Source organism: Streptomyces sp. CB00316 (assembly GCF_001905595.1).
Lineage (GTDB): Bacteria > Actinomycetota > Actinomycetes > Streptomycetales > Streptomycetaceae > Streptomyces.
The window spans coordinates 83,035-103,650 of the sequence record NZ_LIXI01000012.1; the positions used below are offsets into that span (position 1 = coordinate 83,035).

The following is a 20,616-nucleotide window of genomic DNA, read 5'->3' on the forward strand; positions in this document are numbered from 1 at the left end:
GCGCCCACCAGCGATGCCGACCGACCACGTCGGCCCCCGACCAACCACCTTCCTGCCTCTCTTCCTCCAGGAGCCTCAGATTCACGAGAGTGCCCAGGGTCCCCGCGTCACTCCGGCCGCCGGCCGTACCGCGCCGACCCCCCGCCCCGTACCAGGTCCGCGTTCCGCGGCCACGCCGCGTCCCGGCCGTCCGGTCCCCGGCCCCGCGCGCCCCACGCCTCCGGCACAGCGCGCAGACCCCGCACCCACACCCGCGCCCGCACCGGCTCCCGTAGCGCCGACGAGCGCTCCGAGCCGGCCGGAGAATCGTTCCGCGCCGCGGCTCCAGCTGATCCCGGCCCCGGCGGGCGGAGCCCTCGACGCGGCCGAGGAAGCGGTCGACCTGCTGCTGGAGTCCGGCCGCGCGCCGGGCGACATCCTGGTGCTCACCACCGGTGAGCAGCACCCGTGGGCCGCCCACGAGCTGTCCTTCGGCGACGTCGCGTACTGGGCCCAGCAGGACGCCGGCGACGACGTCTTCTTCGCGGACGCCTCCGCGGTCGACCGGGCGAAGCCCCGGCCCGTCGTCGTCGTGGCGGTCAACGGGGACGCCGGTGACACCGTCGCCCGCGCGCTGCCCGTCGCACGTGACCGCGCCGCCGCGCTGCTGATCGTCTGCGGAGACCCGCAGACGATCAACTCCGCACTCGGCGCGGCTGTCTGAACCGCCGTACCGGTCGTCCCAGGAGCCCCGGCCGCCGTCACAAGCGGCCGGGGCTCACCTTCCGGTGTGCTCTCCGTTCACCGGGCGGCCGAGCGGCGCAGCGCCTGGGCGGATCCGCCACCGGTCCGCGTCAGCGCGGGCTGCTGTTCGGTGACGAGGTCGGCCAGCGGGGCCGGCTCCGACAGGGAGCTGGGCCGCCGTCCGCCCCGCCCTTCGCCGAGCACCTGCCAACCGCCGCCGGTCAGCGTGATGTAGGCACCGCACCGGAGCCCGTGCAGGGTGCAGGCGTCCCGCAGGCCCCACATCCACGCGCCGTCCTCCTCGGTCCACCGTTCGTCGCCGTCGCGGCAGTAGAGAAGCACGGCTGTGCGCACCGGAGTACGCCGGCGCAGATCGTGCGGGATGACGCGCCGCAGATGAGCGAGCAGGGCGTTGCGGAAGTCCCAGCCGTCCGCCGCCACCGTGTCCCGGCGCGTGAACGAGGCGCTCGCCGTGAGCCTTTCCTCATGGTCCAGGACCGCGACGACGGCGGTGGCGGGTGTCGGGCGGTGCCGGGAGTGCAGCCCGCTGACGACCTCGCGCGGACTGCGCAGCAGCGGTATCCCCGCCGAGGCCCACTCGGCCGGTTCCAGCATCCGGGCAAGGCGGTTGACGGAGTCCGCGGCACCCGGTGGGGTCGAGAACGCCGATATCGAAGTGGCTGAGGACGGGGCGAATCCGAAGGTCATGGTCCTCCCTTCGCTACGCGCCCATGGTGCGGGCAGGGTCGAGTGAGGGCGCGCCGCGGCACAGCCCTTCCGGGCCCGACGAGAACTGTGCGGGGAGCAGTCCCAATTCTTCCTGGCGTATCGGCAGGCGGCAACGAGCAATTGGCGCAACTGACGGGAATCAGCCGGAATGACACTGATATCCCTGCCCGGCCCCGGCCCGGATGACGCGTCCCGTCACCCCTGAACCGCGAGGACCAGCGGGCACACCCCCTGGACTCCGGCGGCAGGGGGTGTGGGTGAAGCGGCCGTCACGCGGAGTGAAGTCGTCGATTGTCCCAGGCATCGGGTTGCATGGGGGTATGGACAACCAGGAGCTCCGCGCCGAAGCCGATGCCGTTCTCGCCGAGCTCGTGGGCGACCCGGGGGGTTCGGCGCGCTTGCGGGAGGACCAGTGGCAGGCGGTGGCGGCCCTGGTGGAGGAGCGTCGACGCGCATTGGTGGTGCAGCGCACCGGCTGGGGCAAGTCGGCGGTGTACTTCGTGGCCACGGCTCTGCTGCGCCGACGCGGTTCGGGCCCCACGGTGATCATCTCGCCGCTGCTCGCCCTGATGCGCAACCAGGTCGATTCGGCCGCGCGGGCCGGCATCCGGGCGCGCACGATCAATTCGGCCAACCCTGAGGAGTGGGAGACGATCTACGGGGAGGTCGAGCGAGGCGAGACCGATGTGCTCCTCGTCAGCCCCGAGCGCCTCAACTCCGTGGACTTCCGGGATCAGGTGCTGCCCCGGCTCGCGGCCACGACGGGCCTGCTGGTGGTCGACGAGGCGCACTGCATCTCCGACTGGGGCCATGACTTCCGCCCCGACTACCGCCGGCTGCGCACCATGCTCACCGAGCTCCCGCAGGGAGTTCCGGTGCTGGCCACCACCGCGACCGCCAACTCCCGGGTGACCGCGGACGTCGCCGAGCAGCTCGGTACCGGGACCGGAGAGGCCCTGGTGCTGCGCGGCCCGCTGGAGAGGGAAAGCCTGCGCCTCGGCGTCATCCAGCTCCCGGACGCCGCGCACCGCCTGGCGTGGCTCGCCGAACACCTCGACGAGTTGCAGGGCTCGGGCATCATCTACACCCTCACGGTCGCCGCTGCCGAGGAGGCGACCGCCTTTCTGCGCCAACGCGGTTTCCCCGTGGCCTCGTACACCGGGAAGACGGAGAACGCGGACCGGCTGCAGGCCGAGATCGACCTGCAGGAGAACCGCGTGAAGGCGCTGGTCGCGACGTCGGCGCTGGGTATGGGCTACGACAAGCCGGACCTGGGCTTCGTGGTGCACCTGGGGTCGCCGTCCTCGCCGATCGCCTACTACCAGCAGGTCGGGCGTGCGGGTCGCGGTGTGGCCCACGCCGATGTGCTGCTGCTGCCGGGCAAGGAGGACGAGGCCATCTGGCGCTATTTCGCCGACACGGCCTTCCCGCCCGAAGAGCAGGTCCGGCAGACCCTGTCGGCCCTCGCGGGTGCGGGACGGCCGCTCTCGGTGCCCGCCCTGGAGGCGGCGGTGGACCTCCGGCGCAACCGGCTGGAGTCGATGCTGAAGGTGCTGGACGTCGACGGCGCGGTCAAGCGGGTCAAGGGCGGCTGGACGGCCACGGGCGCCGAGTGGGTGTACGAGGCCAAGCGCTACGCGTGGGTCGCCGAGCAGCGGGCGTCCGAGCAGCAGGCCATGCGCGACTACGCGAGCACTTCCGGGTGCCGGATGGAGTTCCTGCGCCGGCAACTGGACGACGAGGGAGCCGCTCCGTGCGGCCGCTGTGACAACTGCGCGGGAGCCTGGGTCGACCGCTCCGTCTCGGCGGAGACGCTGACGGGAGCGACGAAGGAACTGGACCGCCCCGGGGTGGAGGTCGAGCCCCGCCGGATGTGGCCGACGGGCATGCCAGCACTGGGCATCGACCTCAAGGGGCGGATCCCGGCCAAGGAGCAGTGCGCCACCGGGCGTGCCCTGGGGCGGCTCTCCGACATCGGCTGGGGCAATCGGCTGCGCCCGCTGCTGGCGGACGACGCGCCCGACGGACCGGTCCCCGACGACGTCCTGCGGGCGGCCGTGACGGTCCTCGCCGACTGGGCGCGCTCTCCGGGCGGCTGGGCGTCGGACGGCCCGGACGTCCCGGCCCGACCGGTGGGAGTCGTCGCCGTACCGTCCCTGACCCGGCCGCAACTGGTCGGTTCCCTCGCCCAGGGGATCGCGGCGGTCGGCCGCCTCCCGTTCCTGGGTTCCCTGACGTACACCGGGGCGAACGGCGCCCACGCCGCGCGCCGCAGCAACTCGGCTCAGCGCCTGAAGGCACTCTCGGGAGCCTTCGCGGTCCCCGAGGAACTGGCCCTCGCCCTCGCAGGCTCCCCCGGTCCCGTCCTGCTGGTGGACGACTGCACGGACTCCGGGTGGACCCTGGCAGTCGCTGCCCGTCTGCTCCGCCGGGCAGGCGGTGAACAGGTTCTTCCCCTGGTTCTCGCCGCGGGAGGCTGAGCCTCCCGGTCCGCGGGTGAGACCGGAGCCGGCCTTCAGGAGTGGTACAGCACCCGCACCAGCACGGTGTCGTCCGGCAGTCCGTCCAGGTAGACGTTGAAGGCGGCACGGTACTCATGGGTGCCGCCCTCGATCCACCGGCCGTCGAGGGTGAGCGGGGCCCAGGTCAGCAGGACGTCGGCATACTGCTCCGCGACGTACGCGTCCCGGTCCGGCTTGATGAACTGCACCGGATCGTCGCCGAACCGCTCCCGCAGTACGGGGTCGGCGTACACGGCGCGGATCAGCGGCTGGCTCTCGTACTCCGCCCGCGCCTGCTCGAACGAGTACCGCTGCTCGGGGTCGCGCCGCACCCGTGCCCAGAAATGGTGCGCCGGGAGAGCCGCCGGGTACCGGGCGGAGAACTCCTGCCACGCGTCCCAGCGCCGGGCCGCCTCCTCGCCGGCCGGCACCCGGTCGGCATCGAGGTCGAGCAGGGCTTTGGGCCCGCCGTCGCACCGGTCGCGCGGGCGCGGCTCGTCCTCCTCCTCACTGTCCCTGACGATCCGCGGATCGTCCTCGTATCCCGGGCGCACGGCGAACTCCCAGCCCGACGCGATGTACCAGTAGTCCCACTCCCCGTCCCAGCCGTCGGGCAGATCGTCCTGCCGGTTCATGTCGAAGGGAGCCATGGCCTCGGCGATCGCCCGGTTCAGGGCCTCCCCTGGCGCGCAGGGCGGGAGACAGACGTGATGCGTTGCTTGGCCATGGTCTTTCCCTCGGGGGTTCTGATCCACGCCGGGTCACGGACCGCCCTGTCCGGCTCGGGCACCGAGATCGTCGGCAACGGCGACGGCGGGTGGAAGAACAGGATGGCCATCGGCTGACCCGGTCGCCATGCAACCCGATGGCGACCGCCAACCGCGAACGCCGGGCCACCCTTGTGGATAACGTTATCCACAGGGGTGGCGGGATGAGGCGGCCCACGGGACCGTCGAGTCATGAACAAGCACCACGAATCCACCGGCCCGTCCGACGGTCAGCAGATCACCCTGCGAGGCCCTGCCGAACTCGCCGACGCCCTCCCGTATCTGATGGGGTTCCACCCCAGCGACAGCGTCGTGATGGTGGCGCTGCACGGCGGCCGGGGCCGGTTCGGCGGCCGGCTCCGGCTCGGCATTCCGCGGGCGCCCGGTGAATGGGGACCGGTCGCCGAACAGCTGGCGGAGAGCCTGATCTCGGGGAGCGAGCGCCGTGACGGGCGGCCCGACGCGATTCTGATCTTCCTCTGCCAGGACTCGCCGGACGGCGAGAGCGGCCACCTGACGATGGAGCGCCTGCGGCCGTTCGCCCAGAGCCTGCGTACGGCGTGCGGAGCGCTCGACGTGCCTGTGCTCGAAGCGCTCTGCCTCTCGGACGGCCGGTACTGGTCCTACTGCTGCCCCGACGGCCGGTGCTGCCCGCCCCAGGGAAAGCCCCTGGCCATGCCCGGTACGACGGTGATGGCCGCCGCGGCCGCCTATGCGGGGATCCGGGTACGGGGGACGCTGCGCGACATGGAGGCGCGGCTCGCTCCCTGGCAGACGCCGGACGAGGTGTCCGCACAGCTGCGGGCGCTGGACCGGGCCGCGCCGTCGCTGGTGCCCCGGATCCTGGACGAGCGGGCGAAGGCCGAGGTGGCGAAGGAGACCCTCACGCTCGCCCGCACACTGATGGACCGCCTCGGGCGGACGGGGCCCGCTCCGGAAGCCGTCTCCGACCTCGGGGACGACCGGCTGATCGACGAGGACGAGGCCGCCGCCGTCATCTTCGGCCTCCAGGACCGGGAGACCCGTGACAAGGCCGCGGCCTGGATGGAAGGCCCCGACGGCCACTGCGCGCTGAGGCTGTGGCGGACACTCGCCCGACGCTGCGTCGGGCCGTACGGCGAGCACGCGGCGGCTCCGCTGACCCTGGCCGGTTGGGTCTCCTGGTCCACCGGCGACGAGCCCGGCGCGCGGGTCGCACTGGCCATGGCCCTCCGCGCGGACCCGGAGTACACGTTCGCGCAGCTGCTGCACCGGGCGTGCAACGAAGGGTTGGACCCGGAGACCCTGCGACGCTGCCTGCGCGGTGACGGTGGCGGTGGTGAAGGGCCGGAGGCAGCGGTCGCGGGCGCCGCGGAGACCGGGGCGGCGACGGGGGCAGGGGACGCCAGGGGGCCCGCCCTGCATGTCCGCAGAGTCAGGCCGGCGGCGAACCGGGCACGGCGGCGCGCGAGCGGGCGGCGGGTGACGGACACCGGGGGGACCGCACCGGCGCCCGGTACGGCCGGGCCCGGGCCGGCGGCCGCCGGACGCCGCGTGCGCGACGTCCGGCGGTACGGCAGGCGCGGCGCCGGGACGCGTCGCTGAGGGCGGCCCACCCGCTCGACGGCACGGCTCGGCGGAGACCTTCTCGACGTGTGCGGCCGGATCCGGCCGCACACGGGATCTTCCTGATCACCGGAGTGCCGAAGGGAGTGTTTATCGTCAGGCAGACGACTATGATCACGGCATGCCGCCCTACGACCCGTCGACCTTCCCGCCCTTCGCCGTCACCGTGGACCTGGTCGTGCTCACGGTGCGCCGTCACGCGCTCTGCGCGCTGGTGGTCCGCCGCGGAGAAACGCCGTTCCAGGGCCGGTGGGCGCTGCCCGGCGGTTTCGTCAGGGCCGACGAGGACCTCGGGTCCGCGGCGGCGCGAGAGCTCGTCGAGGAGACAGGGCTTTGCGCCCACGATCCGGCGAAGCCCGCCGTGGGCAACGGCGCGCACCTCGAACAGCTGGCCACCTACGGGGACCCGGCGCGCGACCCCCGGATGCGGGTCGTCAGCGTCGCGCACCTCGCGCTCGCCCCGGATCTGCCCGCGCCCCGGGCGGGCGGGGACGCCAACAGCGCTCGCTGGGCACCCGTGGAGGATCTGCTCAGGGAAGGCGAGGCGACCACGCCGCTCGCCTTCGATCACGCGCGGATCCTGGCCGACGGGGTGGAGCGTGCCCGCTCCAAGATCGAGTACTCCTCGCTGGCCACGGCGTTCTGCCCGCCGGAGTTCACGGTCGGGGAGCTGCGGCGGGTGTACGAGGCGGTGTGGGGCGTGGTCCTCGACCCGCGCAACTTCCACCGTAAGGTCACGGGCACCCCCGGCTTCCTGGTGCCCTCCGGCGGGACCACCACACGGCAGGGCGGCCGGCCCGCGCAGCTGTTCCGGGCCGGTGCGGCCACGGTGCTCAACCCGCCGATGCTGCGGCCGGAGGTCTGACGGCGGGGCCTGTCGGCAGCCGGAGGAGTGCGGAACACCCGCGGGTCCACTGCTGCACGAAAAGTCGGAAATGTCGCGTTATGTTGCTGCGGTACCCCTCTGCCGCCGAGCGGTCTCACCTTCCGTGAGAGAACGCGAGAGAAGCGATGCTCCAGGCCATCGGACTCACCAGCACCCCCCGTCGCGACGCTCCGCCCGCCGTGGACGACCTGACCTTCGAGGCCCCGCCCGGCCGCGTCACCGCCCTGCTGGGCGCCCCCGGTTCGGGCAAGACCGCCGCCCTGCGGCTGATGCTCGAACTCGACTCCGGCCGGGGCGTCGCCTACTTCCGCGGCAGGCCGCTGCACCGCATCCCCCACCCGGCCCGCGAAGTGGGTGTGCTGCTCGGTGACGTACCGGGGCACCCGTCCCGTACGGCCCGTGGTCAGCTCCGGATGCTCTGCGCCGCTGCCGGAACACCCGCGACCCGAGCCGACGAGATGCTCGAAGTCGTGGGCCTCGCCGGGCTCGGGGACCAGCGCCTGGGCACCCTGTCGGTGGGGATGGACCGCCGGCTCGGCCTCGCCTCCGCCCTGCTCGGTGACCCGCACACCCTGGTCCTGGACGAACCCGCCGAGGGCCTCTCCCCGCGCGAGAACAGCTGGTTGTACGGGCTGCTGCGCGCCCACGCCGCCCAGGGCGGAACGGTCCTGTACGCCACCGCCGACCCCAAGGAGGCCGCCCGCACGGCCGATCACGTCGTCACCGTCGACGGCGGCCGCCTCGTCGCGGACCAGGAGGTCGCCGACTTCGCCCGCACCCGGCTCCGCCCCCGCGTCGCCGTCCGCACCCCGCACGCGGCCCGGCTCGCCGCGGTCGTCAGCAGGGAAGCCCGGGCCGCCCAGCGCTCGGTCGAGGTGGTCCCCGAGGCGAACGGGCGGCTCACCGTGTACGGCTCCACCTGCGCCGAGGTCGGGGACACCGCGTTCCGGCACGGCGTCCCGGTCCACCAACTCGCCGACGAGATCGGCGACACCGGCCCCGTCGCCCCGCCGCCGGACGACAGGGAGGCCCGGCAGCCCTCCGCCGCCCTCTCCGAACTGCCGCCGCCGATCCGGGCCCGCCCCGTCCGCGGGCCCCTGCGCCCGCTCCGGTACGAACTGCGCCGCTCCCTCGGCGTCCGGACGACGACCGTGATCATGGCATCCGTGCTGCTGGTCTCCGCCGCGCTCTCCGTCCTCCTGGCACGCACCGGCGGCACGCCCTTGCCGCGCACGCTCGCCGCCTGGCCCGAGCTGCTGCCGCTGCCGCCCGCCGCCCTGGGCGCGGGCATCCTGGGCGCGCTCTCCTTCGGTGACGAGTTCCGCTACCCGGCGCTCGCCGCCGGCCGGGGCACCGTGCCCCGGCGGATCGGCCTGCTGGTGGCCAAGCTGACGGTGACCGCCGGATTCGCCCTCCTGCTGGCCTCGCTCACCGTCGTCTGCGGCGCGCAGGGTCTCCGGCTCTTCTACGGACCGGAGTTGCTCACGGTTCCGGCCAATGCCGTCGTGCTCGGCGCGAGTTGGGCATGCCTGGTCGTGGGCTGCGCCTGGGCCGGGCTGCTGGCGGCAGGTGTCTTCCGGGTGGCCGTGGCCGGGATCGCCGCCGTGCTGGCCGTTCCGGTGCTGGTGGTTCCGCTGGTGCAGAAGGTGTTCGAGGCCCCGTCCGCGCGTTCGGTGACCGGACTCCCGGGTCGGCTGCGCGAACTGGCCTGGTGGCAGCTGCCGCAGGAGGCGGACCGCTGGGTCCTGGCCGTCGCGCGGGTGGTGGCACAGCCCGTGGGTGCCGCGCTCGCCCTGTCGTTGTCGGCCCTGATCTGCGCGTATCTGTTCACCAGCCTTCGCGGAAAGGTGCGTTGGTGATCACCCCGGCCCGGCGTCGCGGACAGGAGCCCGTAGTTCCCTAAGAAGTGCCTGGTTCATACGCATATGGCGTCAATTGCGGCACGGGCGCCGATCACCCTTTCGTGTGCTTTTCACCAAAGACCTCAAGAGGCGGGCGAGCCACGCCGACAAAGGATGCGTGAGTACCCTTGCGCACACCATGATGACCGCCGCCCGCTCCGCCGATTCCGGCCTGGCCGGCCCGGGCGAACTCGATCGCTATGCCTACACGGAAGCGTCGGCCGGCGAGCGCGCCGCGGCCCGGCCCTGGGGCGGTTCCGATTCCGAGTTGGGGCGGGCGAGCCGCCGGGGGGCGGCCAGCCGCGGACGCGGCCTGCACGGTCAACTCGTCCAGCAGCTCGGCCAGATGATCGTCTCCGGCGACCTCGGCGCGGACCGCCCCCTCGTTCCCGAGGAGATCGGCCAGCGCTTCGAGGTCTCCCGCACCGTCGTGCGCGAGTCCCTGCGCGTCCTGGAGGCCAAGGGGCTCGTCAGCGCGCGCCCCAATGTGGGTACGCGGGTCCGCCCGGTCAGCGACTGGAACCTGCTGGATCCCGACATCATCGAGTGGCGCGCCTTCGGTCCGCAGCGCGACGACCAGCGCCGCGAGTTGGCCGAGCTCCGCTGGACCATCGAGCCCCTCGCCGCCCGCCTCGCCGCCGGGCACGGCCGGGAGGACCTTCAGCAGCGCCTCGGCGACATGGTGGAGATCATGGGGCACGCGATGGGGCAGGGGGACGCGATCACCTTCTCCCGCGCCGACGCCGAATTCCACGCCCTGCTCATCCAGGCCGCGGGCAATCGGATGCTCGAACACCTCTCCGGCATCGTCTCGGCCGCCCTGCACGTCTCCGGCGGCCCGGTCACCGGCTGTGACCGGCCGGGCGAGGCCTCGCTCGCCCACCACGCGCGCATCGTCGACGCCCTGGCCTCGGGCGACTCCGCGGGGGCCGAGACGGCAATGCGCCAGCTGCTCGTCGTCCACCCCGACGTGGAACGTGTGGTTCCCGCGCCCCGCGAGCAGCACTGACCGGTCCACGGCCGGGGAGGGCAGGCCCTGTGCCGCCGGACGCATGGGTCCGGCGGCACAATTGTGAGGGTGTGCCCGCCCTGGCATGGTTCGTCGCGAATCGGGTGTGACTCGGACCACGCGGATTGGGCGTAACACTCCTCGAAGCAGCGCGATGACTTAAGAGGTGACCGCCGCGGAAGGAATACAGCAGCCCTTGGGCGCGCTGTTCAGTTCTGAGGCCAAACCCGCGCCGTCGATGACATCCCCAGTCGGCGGTCGTCGGTTCCAGCCCTCTCCAGGGCGGGGCCGGAAGCCGTTTCCATCGTTCCGAGAGGTTGTTCGTGTCGGCCAGCACATCCCGTACGCTCCCGCCGGAGATCGCCGAGTCCGAGTCTGTGATGGCGCTCATCGAGCGGGGAAAGGCTGATGGGCAGATCGCCGGCGATGACGTGCGTCGGGCCTTCGAGGCTGACCAGATTCCGCCAACCCAGTGGAAGAACGTTCTGCGCAGCCTCAACCAGATCCTCGAGGAAGAGGGTGTGACGCTGATGGTCAGTGCCGCGGAGTCGCCGAAGCGCGCCCGCAAGAGCGTCGCAGCGAAGAGCCCGGTCAAGCGCACCGCCACCAAGACTGTCGCGGCGAAGACCACCGTGACGAGGACCGTCGCGGCCACCGCCGCCCCGGCGGCCGAGAGCGCGGACGCGGTGGCCGACGACGCCGTCGCGGCCGCCCCCGCGAAGAAGGCGGCAGCCAAGAAGCCGGCTGCCAAGAAGACCGCCGTGAAGAAGACGGCGGCCAAGAAGACAGCGGCGAAGAAGTCCGGCAAGCAGGACGACGAGCTGCTCGACGGTGACGAGGCCGTCGAAGAGGTCAAGGCCGGCAAGGGCGAGGAAGAGGAGGGCGAGGGCGAGAACAAGGGCTTCGTCCTCTCCGACGACGACGAGGACGACGCGCCTGCCCAGCAGGTCGCCGTCGCCGGCGCCACCGCCGACCCGGTCAAGGACTACCTCAAGCAGATCGGCAAGGTCCCCCTCCTCAACGCCGAGCAGGAGGTCGAGCTCGCCAAGCGCATCGAGGCGGGTCTCTTCGCCGAGGACAAGCTGGCCAATGCCGACAAGCTCGCGCCGAAGCTCAGGCGCGAGCTGGAGATCATCGCCGAGGACGGCCGCCGCGCCAAGAACCACCTCCTGGAGGCCAACCTCCGTCTGGTGGTGTCCCTGGCCAAGCGCTACACCGGCCGCGGCATGCTCTTCCTGGACCTGATCCAGGAGGGCAACCTCGGTCTGATCCGCGCGGTCGAGAAGTTCGACTACACCAAGGGCTACAAGTTCTCCACGTACGCCACCTGGTGGATCCGTCAGGCGATCACCCGCGCCATGGCCGACCAGGCCCGCACCATCCGTATCCCGGTGCACATGGTCGAGGTCATCAACAAGCTCGCGCGCGTGCAGCGCCAGATGCTCCAGGACCTGGGCCGTGAGCCCACCCCGGAGGAGCTGGCCAAGGAGCTCGACATGACCCCTGAGAAGGTCATCGAGGTCCAGAAGTACGGTCGCGAGCCGATCTCGCTGCACACCCCGCTCGGCGAGGACGGCGACAGCGAGTTCGGTGACCTGATCGAGGACTCCGAGGCCGTCGTCCCGGCGGACGCGGTCAGCTTCACGCTCCTCCAGGAGCAGCTGCACTCGGTGCTCGACACGCTCTCCGAGCGTGAGGCCGGCGTGGTCTCGATGCGCTTCGGTCTCACCGACGGGCAGCCGAAGACGCTGGACGAGATCGGCAAGGTCTACGGCGTGACGCGTGAGCGCATCCGTCAGATCGAGTCGAAGACGATGTCGAAGCTCCGCCACCCGTCGCGCTCGCAGGTCCTGCGCGACTACCTCGACTAAGAGAGCGAGAGCTTCACCGGTAGAACGGGAGTTCACCGGCCGAGGGCCCGGATCCCCCGAGGGGATTCGGGCCCTCCGGCGTGTCCGCGGGTGCGCGGACGGACGGGCTCGATCACGCTGGGTGGATCGTTGCCATCTCAGTGTCAGGAGCCTTCATGCCCCGTCCCCTCGCCCGTGCCCTGACCGGGGTCCTCGCCCTGACCGCCGCGGCCGTCGTGGCCCCGCTCGCCTCGCCGCTCCCGGCGGCCGCCGACAGCATCGTCGTCGGCGGACAGCCCGCCCCCGTGGCGGACAGCCCCTGGGCGGTGGCCCTGTCGAGCCGTGACCGGTTCGGAGGAGCGCGCTCGGGCCAGTTCTGCGGGGGCGTAGCCGTGGCACCCGCGAAGGTCCTGACGGTCGCCCACTGTCTGGGTGAAGAGGCGCTCGGCGGACCGGTGAGCCGGGTGAAGGACCTCCGCGTCATCGCCGGACGGGACCGGCTGAGCGACACGAGTGGCCAGGAGATCCCGGTCCGGGGGGTCTGGGTCAATCCGGCGTACGACCCCCACACCAACGCCGGCGACCTCGCGGTGCTGACGCTGTCCCGGGCGCTGCCGAGGAGCAGCGTCATCCCGATGGCCCGGGCAGGGGACGAGGCGTACCGGGCCGGGACGGCGGCGGCGGTCTACGGGTGGGGGGACACGACCGGGGCCGGTACGTACGCCTCCGTGCTGCGCTCCGCCCGGGTCCAGGTCCTGGCGGACAGCGAGTGCGCCCGGGCCTACCCGGGCGGCAGGGAGGGCACGTACGACGCCTCAGGGATGCTCTGTGCGGGCGATCCGGCGGGTGGGCGGGACGCGTGCCAGGGCGACAGCGGCGGGCCGCTGGTGGCCGGTGGGCGGCTCATCGGCCTGGTGTCCTGGGGGAGCGGCTGCGGGCGTGCGGGCAGCCCCGGGGTCTACACCCGGGTCTCCGCGGCCCTGGGGTGGGCCGAGGGTCGCCTCTGAGTGCCCGGGCGGCCGGCTCGGGCCCGCCCATGGGCTCGGAGACCGCCGGGCCCGCCCAGGCGCCTGAGAACGCCGGCTCCCGCGGACGAACGAGAACGGGCGGCGCCCCCTTGGTGGGGGTGCCGCCCGTCGGCCGGTCCTGGACCGGCCCCTGGCTCGTCGTGGACGCGAGGTGTCAGTGTTGTTCCTCGTCGGCAGCAGTCGCCTGCACGGCGGTGAGCCGATCCGTCTCATCCTGTATTTCCGCGGCGATCTTCTTGAGTTCCGGCTCGAACTTGCGCCCGTGGTGGGCGCAGAAGAGCAGTTCACCGCCGCTGATCAGGACGACGCGCAGATAGGCCTGGGCGCCGCAACGGTCACAGCGGTCTGCTGCGGTCAGCGGGCTCGCGGGGGTCAGAACAGTAGTCACGTCGCCTCTTCTCTAGCTCGACGAGCTGTCGTACCAGGGTCAACATCCAACCAGGCCGAAAACGTTCCCGCTCGTGGCTTTTCTTCGAAACTTCTTCTCGGGATGGCTGTCAGTTGCCGGTTGGCGGCGAATGTGCCGTATGCGGAGCGCTACGGTTTCGCATTGCTTGTCTCGGGGGTGGGTCCCTCCGGCCGGCTTGCCGGTTTGTTCATGAGGACGTGCCCGGAGCCTAAATGGTTCATGCGTCGAAGGGAACGTGATGTGCACGTCACTCCGACGAATGATCGAACATCCATACGAGCCCGGATGAAGCTCGACTAGCATGAGGATTCCCCGAGGGTGGCGTTACAACCGCTCTACCAGGCCTCTGTAGGCTCTCAGCGGCAACCGAAGCCGACCGTGATACCCACCAAGGGCCCAGATGAAATTCAGCGAGGAGCGAACCGCGTGACCGCCGAAACGTCCGTGCCGTCCACCGCGATGCTGACCGCAGCAGGCGGCGACCGGGACAGCTCCAACTACACCGCGCGGCACCTTCTCGTCCTCGAAGGACTTGAGGCGGTCCGCAAGCGCCCCGGGATGTACATCGGGTCCACCGACAGCCGCGGGCTCATGCACTGCCTGTGGGAGATCATCGACAACTCCGTCGACGAGGCCCTGGGCGGTCACTGCGACCAGATCGAGGTCGTCCTCCACGACGACTCCTCCGTGGAGGTCCGGGACAACGGCCGCGGCATCCCCGTGGACGTGGAGCCCAAGACCGGGCTCTCCGGCATCGAGGTCGTCATGACCAAGCTGCACGCCGGAGGCAAGTTCGGCGGCGGCTCCTACGCGGCCTCCGGCGGCCTCCACGGCGTTGGCGCCTCCGTGGTCAACGCCCTCTCCGCCCGCCTGGACGTCGAGGTCGACCGCAACAGCGCGACCCACTCCATCAGCTTCCGGCGCGGCGTCCCGGGCATGTTCACCGAGCAGGGCCCCGACAGCCCCTTCGACCCCGCCAACGGCCTGCGCAAGGGCAAGCGGGTGCCCAAGACCCGTACCGGTACCCGGGTCAGGTACTGGGCGGACCGGCAGATCTTCCTCAAGGACGCCAAGCTCAACCTGGAGACGCTCTACCAGCGGGCCCGCCAGACGGCCTTCCTCGTCCCCGGCCTCACCATCGTCGTCCGCGACGAGCGGGGGATAGACGGCGAGGGCAAGACCGAGGAGACGTTCCGCTTCGACGGCGGCATCAGCGAGTTCTGCGAGTACCTGGCGCAGGACAAGGCCGTCTGCGACGTCCAGCGGCTGACCGGCACCGGTACGTTCAAGGAGACCGTCCCGGTCCTCGACGACCGCGGCCACATGACCGCGACCGAGGTCACCCGGGAGCTCGGCGTCGACATCGCGCTGCGCTGGGGCATCGGCTACGACACCACCGTCCGCTCCTTCGTCAACATCATCGCCACCCCCAAGGGCGGCACCCACGTCAGCGGCTTCGAGCGCTCCCTCACCAAAACGGTTAACGAAGCGCTCCGCTCCGCGAAGATGCTGCGGGTCGCCGAGGACGACGTGGTCAAGGACGACGCCCTCGAAGGGCTCACCGCCGTTGTCACCGTACGGCTGGCGGAGCCGCAGTTCGAGGGGCAGACCAAGGAGGTGCTCGGCACCTCGGCGGCCAACCGGATCGTCGCGGCCGTGGTCGCCAAGGAGCTCAAGGCCTTCCTGACCTCCACCAAGCGGGACGCCAAGGCGCAGGCCCGGGCGGTGCTGGAGAAGGCCGTCGCCGCCGCCCGTACGCGGATCGCGGCCCGCCAGCACAAGGACGCCCAGCGGCGTAAGACCGCGCTGGAGTCCTCCTCGCTGCCGGCCAAGCTCGCCGACTGCCGCAGCGACGACGTCGAGCGCAGCGAGCTCTTCATCGTCGAGGGGGACTCGGCGCTCGGCACCGCCAAGCTCGCCCGGAACAGTGAGTTCCAGGCGCTCCTGCCGATCCGCGGCAAGATCCTCAACGTCCAGAAGTCGTCCGTCTCGGACATGCTGAAGAACGCCGAGTGCGGCGCCATCATCCAGGTCATAGGAGCCGGGTCCGGCCGGACCTTCGACATCGACGCCGCCCGCTACGGCAAGGTCATCATGATGACCGACGCCGATGTGGACGGCTCCCACATCCGCACCCTGCTGCTGACCCTCTTCCAGCGCTACATGCGCCCGATGGTCGAGGCCGGACGGGTCTTCGCGGCGGTGCCCCCGCTGCACCGGATCGAGCTGGTCCAGCCCAAGAAGGGCCAGGAGAAGTACGTGTACACGTACTCGGACAGCGAGCTGCGCCAGACGCTGCTGGAGTTCCAGCGCAAGAACGTCCGGATCAAGGAGTCCATCCAGCGCTACAAGGGCCTGGGGGAGATGGACGCCGACCAGCTGGCCGAGACCACGATGGACCCGCGCCACCGCACGCTGCGCCGGATCAACATCGGTGACCTGGAATCCTCCGAGCAGGTCTTCGACCTCCTGATGGGCAACGAGGTCGCGCCCCGCAAGGAGTTCATCACCAGCTCGGCGGCGACCCTGGACCGCTCGCGCATCGACGCGTAGGTCTCCCGCAGCCGCGACTGAGGCCCCCGCTTCCTGACCACCAGGGAGCGGGGGCCGCCTGCGTTCGGCACTCCTGTCACCTGAAGGGGTGAATTCGGGCGAATGGCGCACCCGTGACCTTCCCTCACCGCCCATCGTGGGCCACGCGGCCGAAGAGGTCCGTGGACAAGGGAGTTGCTCGGTGGAGAAGGAAGCAGGGCCGACAGCCGCGGGGGTGCGGCTCGACGACCCGTGGTACGAGGCGTCGGCCGCGGGCTGGGACGAGGCGGACGGCCTGGGAGGCGAGGCGGCGGACGGCGCGCCAGGCCTCGGGGAGCCGCCGCCCGGGCCCAGCGCGGCCGAGATCTACCTGGAGGTGCACCGCAGCGCGGCCTTCCGCGAGGTGCGCCGCCGCTACCGCCGCTTCGTGATGCCCGCCGCCCTCGCCTTCCTCCTCTGGTACCTCGCGTACGTCGTCGCGGCCACCACGGCACCCGCGTTGATGGCCCGCCCGGTCGCCGGAGCGGTCAATGTGGCGATGGTGGCGGGCCTCGGCCAGTTCCTCACGACCTTCCTCCTGACCTGGGCGTACGCGCGCCACGCGCGGCTGCATAGGGACCGGGCCGCCCTCGATCTGCGCTGGGACACCCAGGAGATGACGAGAGGGGTGCGACGTTGAGAGGCGACCACCAGACACTCGCCCTGCTGCTGTTCTGCGCGTTCATCGCGGTGACGCTCTTCATCACCACCTGGGTCAGCCGCAACCGGCAGGGCTCCGCCGAGGAGTTCTACGCCGGCGGACGCTTGTTCTCGCCCATGGAGAACGGTTTCGCCATCGCCGGCGACTACATGTCGGCCGCCTCCTTCCTCGGCATCTCCGGGCTGATCGCCCTCTTCGGCTACGACGGCATGCTCTACTCGGTCGGCTTCCTGGTCGCCTGGCTGGTCGTCCTGCTGCTGGTGGCCGAACTCGTCCGCAACTGCGGCCGGTTCACCCTCGCCGACGTGGTCGCCGCACGCATGGCGGAGCGCCCGGTGCGTACCGCGCTCGGCACCTCCTCCGTCACCGTCTCCGTGCTCTACCTGGTCGCCCAGATGGTCGGTGCGGGCTCCCTGGTGGCCCTCCTGCTCGGCGGGACGAGCGACGCGGCCCGTTCCTGGACCGTGGTCGGTGTCGGCGCGCTGATGGTCGTCTACGTGTCCTTCGGCGGGATGCGCGCCACCACCTGGATCCAGATCGTCAAGGCCGTGCTGCTGATGGGCGGGGCCGTCGCCCTCACCGTGCTCGTCCTGGTCCAGTTCCGCGGCGACGTCAACAGCCTGCTCACCACCGCCGCCGAACGCAGCGGCCACGGCAAGGACTTCCTCGCCCCCGGTCTGCGCTACGGCGGCGACTGGATCTCGCGCTTCGACTTCATCAGCCTGGGCGTCGCGCTCGTCCTCGGCACGGCGGGGCTGCCGCACATCCTGTCGCGCTTCTACACCGTGCCCACGGCCCGCGCGGCACGACGGTCCGTCGTCTGGTCGATCGGTCTCATCGGCAGCTTCTACCTGATGACGATCGTGCTCGGCTTCGGCGCCGCCGCTCTGGTCGGCTCCGCCGAGGTCCGCTCCTCGAACGCCGCGGGCAACACCGCCGTACCGCTGCTGGCCCTCAACCTCGGCGGCGGTGAGGGTTCCACCGGCGGAACGGTTCTCTTCGCCGTCGTCGCCGCGATCGCCTTCGCGACCATCCTGGCCGTCGTCGCAGGCATCACGCTCGCCTCATCGGCCTCCGTCGCCCACGACCTCTACGCCTCGCTCCGCCGTCCGGGACGCAGGCGGTACGGCGAAGTGGCCGTCGCTCGGGTCGCCGCCGCCGGGATCGGGGCGGTCGCCATCGCCCTGGGCCTGCTCGCGCAGAACCTCAACGTGGCGTTCCTGGTCGGCCTCGCCTTCGCCGTGGCCGCGTCGGCGAACCTCCCGGCCCTGCTCTACTCGCTGTTCTGGCGGAACTTCACCACCCGGGGCGCGGTCTGGGCGGTGTACGGCGGCCTCGTCCCCGCCGTCGTCCTGGTCCTGGTCTCACCCGTCGTCTCGGGCAGCCCCACGTCCCTGTACCCGGGCGTCGACTTCCAGCTCTTCCCGCTGGAGAACCCGGGGCTCGTCTCGATCCCGCTCGGCTTCCTGGCGGGCTGGCTCGGTACGGTCACCTCGCGGGAGAAGCCGGACGAGGCCAAGCACGCCGAGAGCGAGGTCCGGGCGCTGACGGGGGCGGGGGCGGCGTAGAAACCTCACGTAGGGGCGGCCTGAACGGCCCTGGGCCCAGGCGTACCTGAGGGACCCTAGGCCCAGGCGTACCGGTGTTCCGGGCGGCCCGTCTCGCCGTACCGGAGCGTCAGCCGGACCTTCCCGGTCCGCTCCAGCAGCTTCAGGTAGCGCTGCGCCGTCTGCCGGCTCATCCCCGCGCTCTCCGCGATCTCCTGGGCGGAGAGCGGGCCGTCCGCGTCGCGCAGCGCCCGCCGGACCAGCTCGGCGGTGGTGGGGGAGTGGCCCTTGGGGAGGTCCGGCTCGCCCGTCGCCCACAGGGCGCCGAAGAGCCGGTCCACCTCGGCCTGCTCGGCCTGGCCGCCGCCATCGAAGGTGTGGCGCAGCGCCGCGTACGCCTCCAGCTTCGAGCGCAGACCGGCGTACGTGAACGGCTTCACCAGGTACTGGAGCGCGCCGTGCCGCATCGCGTCCTGCACGGTCGCCACGTCACGGGCGGCGGTCACCATGATCACGTCGACCTGACGGCCCACCCGGCGCAGCTCCCGTACGACGGCGAGGCCGTTGCGGTCCGGGAGGTGGTGGTCGAGCAGGACGAGGTCCACCGGGACGTCCTCGACCACGGCCAGCGCCCGGGCCGCCGAGTGGGCCTGCGCGGCCACCCGGAATCCGGCGACCTTGGCGACGTACGCGGCATTGATCTCCGCCACCCGGACGTCGTCGTCCACGATCAGGACCTGGATCACCGGTTCTCTCCCGTCGTGGCCGGATGGGGCGTCGTGGGGCCCGCTGCGCCGAGCGCCTCCGGGAGGACGACCGTGAACACCGCCCCACCGCCGTCCGCCGCCGAGACCGTCACGCTGCCTCCCTGGCGCTCCGCCAGCCGGCGGACCAGGGGGAGTCCCAGGCCGCGCTTGCCGTGGGCCGGGAGGTCCTTGGTGGACCAGCCCTCGGTGAAGATCGACGCGTGCTGCTCCGGGGCGATCCCGGGGCCGCTGTCCCGTACCCGCAGCTCCACCGTACGGCCCTCGGCCCGCAGCCCGACCTCGATCCGGGCGTCCCCCGACCCCGCCGCCGCGTCCGTGGCGTTGTCGACGAGGTTGCCGACCACCGTGACCAGGCCGCGCGGGTCGACCACCCGGTCCGGCAGCAGCGTGCCGGGGGCCAGCCGCAGCGAGACACCGCGCTCGGCGGCGACCGTCGCCTTGCCGACGAGCAGCGCGGCCAGGAGCGGGTCCCGCACCTTCTCCGTGACCTGCTCCGCCGTCGCCCGGTGGACGCCCACCACCTCCGTGACGAACTCCATGGCGTCCTCGTGCATCTCCAGCTCCAGCAGCCCCAGCAGGGTGTGCAGCCGGTTGGCGTGCTCGTGGTCCTGGGCGCGCAGCGCGTCGATCAGCCCGGTGGTGGAGTCGAGTTCGCGGCCGAGGTGTTCGAGCTCGGTCCGGTCGCGCAGGGTGACCACGGCGCCGTCGTCGTCCGTCTCCATCCGGTTGGCCAGCAGCACCCGGCTGCCCTGGACTGCCAGCAGGTCGTCGCCCACCACCCGGCCCGCCAGCACGTCCACGGTCCGGCCGGGGCCCAGCACATCCTCCAGCGGCCGTCCCGCCGCCTCGGGGCCGAGGCCCAGCAGCCGCTGCGCCTCGTCGTTGAGCAGCCGGATCCGGCCCGTGCCGTCGAGCGCGACGACCCCTTCGCGGATGGAGTGCAGCATCGCCTCGCGCTCGGTCAGCAGCGCGGAGATGTCGGAGAACGCCAGGTCATGGGTCTGCCGTTGCAGCCGGCGGGAGATCAGGTACGCGGCCAGCGCGCCGACGGCCAGGGCGGTTCCCGCGTACGCGAGGAGCCCCGGGATCGCGCCGAGGAGGCGGGCGCGGACGCTGTCGTACTCGATCCCGACCGAGACCGCGCCGACCACCTCGGACGAGCCGGCGGTGTCGCGCAACGGCACCTTGCCCCGGGCCGAGCGGCCCAGGGTGCCGCTGTCGATCTCCATGACCTCCCGGCCCCTGAGCGCGTCCCCGGGGTCGGTGGAGACCACCTCGCCGATCCGGTCCGCCTCCGGGTGCGACCAGCGCACGCCCCGGCGGTCCATCACGACGACGTACTCCGCGCCGGTGGACCGCCTGATCCGCTCGGCGGCGGACTGTACGGGGCCGAGCGCGGACGGCTCCGTGGTGCGCAGGTCCTCCGCGATCCCCGGCTGGGCGGCTGTGCTCTGGGCGATGGCCAGGGCGCGGCGCATCGCCTCCTCGTCCAGTTGGGCGCTGAGGGGGGCCAGGAACAGGCCGGTGACCAGCACGGTGACGCCCGTGATGATGGCCAGCTGCATCAGCAGGACCTGGGAGAAGACCCGCTGCGGCCAGCCGAACCGGCGCGGTCCCCGGTCGGAGAGCGGTGGGGCGTTCATCGTAGAGACGGTAAAGGGC

General features: G+C 72.0%; 16 protein-coding genes. 11 read left to right on the forward strand and 5 right to left on the reverse strand.

The window, feature by feature from the left end:
* Positions 1-52: 52 nt before the first annotated feature.
* Positions 53-703, forward strand: a complete 651-nt coding sequence (locus AMK21_RS29210) for a hypothetical protein (RefSeq protein WP_073882271.1) — start codon at positions 53-55, stop codon at positions 701-703.
* Positions 704-780: 77 nt separating this feature from the next.
* On the opposite strand, the gene AMK21_RS29215 is transcribed toward AMK21_RS29210, so the two are convergent.
* On the reverse strand, positions 781-1,431 hold the full coding sequence (locus AMK21_RS29215) for a hypothetical protein (RefSeq protein ID WP_073882178.1): 651 nt from the start codon (positions 1,429-1,431) through the stop codon (positions 781-783).
* 341 nt (positions 1,432-1,772) lie between these two features.
* On the opposite strand from AMK21_RS29215, the gene AMK21_RS29220 reads away from it, so the two are divergent.
* Positions 1,773-3,932, forward strand: coding sequence for a RecQ family ATP-dependent DNA helicase (locus AMK21_RS29220; protein ID WP_073882179.1), 2,160 nt, complete (start codon positions 1,773-1,775; stop codon positions 3,930-3,932).
* 35 nt (positions 3,933-3,967) lie between these two features.
* Here AMK21_RS29220 and AMK21_RS34600 read toward each other — a convergent pair whose 3' ends face one another.
* Positions 3,968-4,603, reverse strand: coding sequence for a hypothetical protein (locus tag AMK21_RS34600; protein WP_073882180.1), 636 nt, complete (start codon positions 4,601-4,603; stop codon positions 3,968-3,970).
* 309 nt (positions 4,604-4,912) lie between these two features.
* Here AMK21_RS34600 and AMK21_RS29230 point away from each other — a divergent pair, with 309 nt between their 5' ends.
* The 6 genes from AMK21_RS29230 to AMK21_RS29255 all read left to right on the forward strand — a co-directional run bounded on the left by AMK21_RS29230 (position 4,913) and on the right by AMK21_RS29255 (position 12,978).
* Positions 4,913-6,304, forward strand: coding sequence for a DUF4192 domain-containing protein (locus tag AMK21_RS29230; protein WP_073882181.1), 1,392 nt, complete (start codon positions 4,913-4,915; stop codon positions 6,302-6,304).
* A gap of 142 nt (positions 6,305-6,446) precedes the next feature.
* Positions 6,447-7,190 (forward strand): NUDIX hydrolase, encoded by a 744-nt coding sequence (locus AMK21_RS29235; protein ID WP_073882182.1) that lies wholly within the window; start codon positions 6,447-6,449, stop codon positions 7,188-7,190.
* Between the two features lie 146 nt (positions 7,191-7,336).
* A complete protein-coding gene (locus AMK21_RS29240; RefSeq protein WP_073882183.1) occupies positions 7,337-9,070 on the forward strand; it encodes an ATP-binding cassette domain-containing protein in 1,734 nt (577 codons plus the stop codon).
* 160 nt (positions 9,071-9,230) lie between these two features.
* Positions 9,231-10,121 carry a FadR/GntR family transcriptional regulator gene (locus AMK21_RS29245; protein WP_199863306.1) on the forward strand — a complete coding sequence of 297 codons (891 nt, stop codon included), beginning with the start codon at positions 9,231-9,233 and terminating at the stop codon, positions 10,119-10,121.
* Between the two features lie 323 nt (positions 10,122-10,444).
* On the forward strand, positions 10,445-11,992 hold the full coding sequence (locus AMK21_RS29250) for an RNA polymerase sigma factor (RefSeq protein WP_073882185.1): 1,548 nt from the start codon (positions 10,445-10,447) through the stop codon (positions 11,990-11,992).
* Between the two features lie 155 nt (positions 11,993-12,147).
* Positions 12,148-12,978 (forward strand): S1 family peptidase, encoded by an 831-nt coding sequence (locus AMK21_RS29255; protein ID WP_073882186.1) that lies wholly within the window; start codon positions 12,148-12,150, stop codon positions 12,976-12,978.
* Positions 12,979-13,153: 175 nt separating this feature from the next.
* Here the strand turns inward: AMK21_RS29255 and AMK21_RS29260 are convergent, their stop codons facing one another.
* Positions 13,154-13,387, reverse strand: a complete 234-nt coding sequence (locus AMK21_RS29260; RefSeq protein ID WP_073803639.1) for a DUF7455 domain-containing protein — start codon at positions 13,385-13,387, stop codon at positions 13,154-13,156.
* A gap of 447 nt (positions 13,388-13,834) precedes the next feature.
* On the opposite strand from AMK21_RS29260, the gene AMK21_RS29265 reads away from it, so the two are divergent.
* The 3 genes from AMK21_RS29265 to AMK21_RS29275 all read left to right on the forward strand — a co-directional run bounded on the left by AMK21_RS29265 (position 13,835) and on the right by AMK21_RS29275 (position 18,208).
* Positions 13,835-15,961: a DNA gyrase/topoisomerase IV subunit B gene (locus AMK21_RS29265; RefSeq protein ID WP_073882187.1), complete on the forward strand. Its 2,127-nt coding sequence runs from the start codon at positions 13,835-13,837 to the stop codon at positions 15,959-15,961.
* Between the two features lie 181 nt (positions 15,962-16,142).
* Positions 16,143-16,619, forward strand: coding sequence for a DUF485 domain-containing protein (locus AMK21_RS29270; protein ID WP_073882188.1), 477 nt, complete (start codon positions 16,143-16,145; stop codon positions 16,617-16,619).
* Positions 16,616-18,208, forward strand: a complete 1,593-nt coding sequence (locus AMK21_RS29275; RefSeq protein ID WP_073882189.1) for a cation acetate symporter — start codon at positions 16,616-16,618, stop codon at positions 18,206-18,208. Before AMK21_RS29270 ends, AMK21_RS29275 begins: the two co-directional genes overlap by 4 nt.
* 56 nt (positions 18,209-18,264) lie before the next feature.
* Here AMK21_RS29275 and AMK21_RS29280 read toward each other — a convergent pair whose 3' ends face one another.
* A complete protein-coding gene (locus AMK21_RS29280) occupies positions 18,265-18,933 on the reverse strand; it encodes a response regulator (protein ID WP_073882190.1) in 669 nt (222 codons plus the stop codon).
* Positions 18,930-20,597, reverse strand: a complete 1,668-nt coding sequence (locus AMK21_RS29285; RefSeq protein WP_073882191.1) for an ATP-binding protein — start codon at positions 20,595-20,597, stop codon at positions 18,930-18,932. The genes AMK21_RS29280 and AMK21_RS29285 overlap by 4 nt, the downstream gene beginning before the upstream one ends.
* Positions 20,598-20,616 lie beyond the last annotated feature (19 nt).